Origin of the sequence: Oscillochloris sp. ZM17-4 (genome assembly GCF_019599295.1) — a bacterium.
Taxonomy (GTDB): Bacteria; Chloroflexota; Chloroflexia; order Chloroflexales; family Chloroflexaceae; genus Oscillochloris.
On sequence record NZ_JAIEWN010000122.1, the window covers coordinates 1 to 3,765 of the forward strand.

Sequence of the window (3,765 nt, forward strand, 5' to 3'; positions counted from 1 at the left end):
CAGGGCGTGGCCGAAGGAGAAATGCACGCCGTCGGCGCTGAGGGTGGAGTCGTCCACGCGCTGGCGCGGGGCGGCGGCGGGTGGGGCCGCCGCGGGGGCTGGCGCTGTGCGCGGGACACCCTTACTGCGGCTCATATCGAGTGAGCCGATCGTCAGGTTGCCGTGCAGGTCGCCGGCGAGCGCCGTGCCGACGTTAGCATTGCCGCTGATGGTCTGGTTATGCTGGCGCTGCGGGGCGGGCTGCGGGCTCAGGGCCGCGATGGATCTGGCCAGGGCAATGAGCTCCGCTGCGGCGGCGGGGTCTGCCTCGAAGCGCTCGATCACCTGCGCCTCGATGATCTGTCTGCGCGCCTCATCTTGCGGCTTCGCCTTGAAGAGCGTCATGGCGGCCTCGGCCTCGTCGTGGCCCCGGAAGCGGCGGCCCAGCGCGTCCCACACCCGCCCGAGCAGCTCTATCGCCGTGTCGGTGGTGTCCTCGCCGATCTTCGCCAGGGCACCGCCGGCGATCAGCGGTGCGATGTAGAGAAGCACCTGGCGGGCCGCTTCGGTGAGATCCATAGTTCCCTCCACAGTCACGAGAATCACTGAGACACTGAGATGCTGAGGCACTGAGGGGCTGAGGTTTTGAGGTGAGGTAAAGCACGGGGTTGGCTGAAAGCCTCAGTGCCTCACCCCCTCAGTGTCTCAGTGATGAAAAAATCGCGATTCGCTCGCTCCGCTCGCTCAGACGGGGCTGTACCGCGCTATCCGAAGCTGAGACATTTGTACTTCTGTACTGACGCCGAAATACAGGACACAGAACACGCAATAAAGTCTTTACAGTTTAAGGTGCCGGGCAAGCCGAAAACCAACATTTTGATCGTGGTTGTCGGGCGAGCGGTAGAGACGGAGGGCCGCGCGCAGGGAGATCGGAGGATCGCTCCAGGCGCCACCGCGAAGTGTAAAGTATTTTTGTGCCGGGTCGCTACCATCTTCTCGCCCATCGGTTGGGTTGTAGGGATAGGGCTGGTACACACTCCGCGTCCACTCCCACACATTTCCGGCCATATCGAGGAGCTTGGTTTCCGGTGTCGCCCCGGCAGGAAAGCAGCCAACGGCGGTGGTTCCATTGTGCGTTTGGTTGAAGTTGGCCTGCTCACCATTCGGCTCAGGATCGCCCCACGGGTAGGTTCGGCGATCCGCACCGCGTGCCGCATACTCCCACTCCGCCTCGCTGGGCAGCCGGTAAACAAAGCCATCGTCGAGGTGTCGGGTCAGCCAGTCGCAGAAGGCGGTCGCTTCATACCAGTTCACCCCGACCAGCGGGTGGTTGGGGCGGGCGATCCCGAAGCGTGGGTCGCCCCACCACTCGGGGTGATCTTTGTGGCGACGGCGTTGGTAGGATTGGAGTCCCTTCGTGGCTGTGTCATTACGGTCTAGCCAAGCGCGGGCTGGTGCGTCCCACCAGGGGGCAGTTGGATCGTATCCACCAGCGTTGATAAACACCTGGAACTGTGCATTGGTCACTGGGTAGCGGGCCAGCGTGAAGGATGGCAGCGTAAGGGGGGCTGGCTGCACGTCTTTCCAGCTTCCCAAAAGCTCATGAACTGCGGGAATCTGGCTATCATCCAGGGCATTACCTGCCGCACGATATTTGCTAACAAACGCCTCAGTCGCACGTTCCAGCTCTACGCCATCCGTACCGATCACAAAGCTCCCGCCCGCAATCCCCACCATCAGGATCTGGAGGTCACACACGCCGGGGCGCGGGTCGCCCAGCCCGCCTAGCAGCTCGCCTGCCCGCACGCGCTCGGCGGCAGGCAGGGTCGTGCCCTCCACGACGGCAGCCAGGTCGTGGGCAAGGTCGGCGCGTAGCTGGACAAACTCGTCACCGCCACGGGTCAGCCGCGCCCAGCCCACATCCTCGGCGATCTCGGCGGCCAGGATCAGGTCGCGCTGGCGCAACTCCTCAGCCCGGCCGCTCGCACAGCGCAGCCGATTCAATAACTGGTACGGAATGGCATACAGGCTCTCATTTACGGCGTGACTTATGCCGAGGAAGATCGGCACCCGCCAACGATCTTCCTCGCGCAGGGCCATGATCTGAGCGACAAAGGTTGCCCCACTCACCAGCTGCAGCCCGGCCAGATACTCCAAGAAGGTCAGGTGCGGGAAGACATACTCATCCCCGGCGTTGCGCGCCTGGAGCAGCCCTGCCCGCGTATCGGTATACTCCAGAAAGCGCCCCGCCGCCGTGTGCGGGTCGGCGTGGCGGCCCTTCAGCGCATCGGCCACCAGCATATACAGGTCATTGCGCGAGAGGCTGCCGGGGCTCTCTGCCGTGGTCGCCCGGTGGGCGCGGAAGGCGGCCTGCTGGAGCAGCGGGCGCAGGGTCTTCACATCCGCGTCGGGCATGCCGATGTAGTCCATCAGCGTGCCGTACTGGCTCGCGTAGCCGCTCAGATTACGCCCAAGCTCCCAACGCGCCAGCAGGATGTCCACGCAGCGGCTGTAGAGCGCGGCGCGCTCCTCGGGTAGCTTGCTGTCGTTGTAGTGAACCAGGGCCATGATCGTCAGCAGCAGCGGGCGCCCCCCCAGCCGCCGGAGATCATCGCGACGCGCCAGGGCGGCCTGAAGATCGTCCCGGCGGCGCCCCCGCTCATCCGGCGGCAGACCACCGACGGCATCGTACCAGGCGGCGACGAAGTGCTGCATCTGGGCGGGCGTCCAGTCGGCCAGCGTGGCCGTGGGCCAGCCCGGAATCTGCCAGGCGGCGTTCGGCTCGCCCGCGTAGGCCCGCACCCGGCAGCTCACGACGATCCGGCACTGCGGGTACTCGCGGCGGAAGGCGGCAACCGCCTGGACGACCAGGCTGCGCGAGGCGTCGCCGGCCACCTCGTCCAGGCCGTCGAGCATCAGCAGCACGCGCCCGGCATCGAGCTCGCTATGCACGGCCTCGGCCAGGCCTTGGTAGCGATCGAGCTGGGCGGCGAGGTGATTCCACAGCTCAGCCGCCCCCGCCGCCTGGGCATTGTCGGCGGCGAGCTGGCGGGCGAAAGGTAGCAGCGGCAGGAACAGCGGCAGCAGGCGCGGCGCATCGTCATCGGTCGGCCAGCCCGGCAGCCGCGCCTGAAGATTGACCGCGTCATCAAGGGCTGCGTGGGCGAGCGTGAGCGCCAGATAGCGTAGCGCGGTGCTCTTCCCGCTGCCCGGCTCACCGAGCAGCACCAAGCAAGGGTTGGCCGTGATCGCCTCGGTGATCAGCTGCGGGCCGGCGAACTGGAGCCAGGGCAGCTGCTGGGTGAGCTCCTTGAGCCGCTCCCGTCCCACCTGCTCCACATCCTCCCCCAGCATATCGGGCAGCGGGCCGCGACCGGCGAGGCCCGGCTCGCTCTGCCGGGCCTCGCGCTCAGCCTCGGTCAGCGGGCGGAGCAGGCGCACCCGGCGCGGCCAGGGCAGCACGCGATCACCGATATGGGCCTGCCAGAAGGCGTCAACATCCAGCTGGGCCAGATCATCGCCCTCCAGCCGCTCGCGGGGCACGAGGTCGGCGCTGGTTGCCAGCTCGGTGTAGACCCGCTCCAGGCTGAGAGCGACCTGGTCGTGCAGATCCTGCTTGTCGCGGAATGCCTGGAGCGGCAGGCTGTCGCAGGCGGTGATCACGCGCTGGAGGTAGGCGTGCAGCAGGGCAGTATCGCTCTCCGTGCGCTTACCACCGATGAAGATGTGGCCGTAGTGGCTGCCGGCGATGGCCACGCCGACATTGGAATGGCCGGTCATGATCTG

The 3,765-nt window shown here is 66.5% G+C and carries 1 protein-coding gene and 1 pseudogene; both read right to left on the reverse strand.

The annotated features are described in order from the left end of the window. Positions 1-558 (reverse strand): annotated as a pseudogene (locus K2Z83_RS28015) (hypothetical protein); the annotation flags it as partial. 258 nt (positions 559-816) lie between these two features. Further along, positions 817-3,765 (reverse strand): SUMF1/EgtB/PvdO family nonheme iron enzyme (locus K2Z83_RS28020; protein ID WP_220598470.1); only part of this gene is annotated, 2,949 nt, incomplete at its 5' end.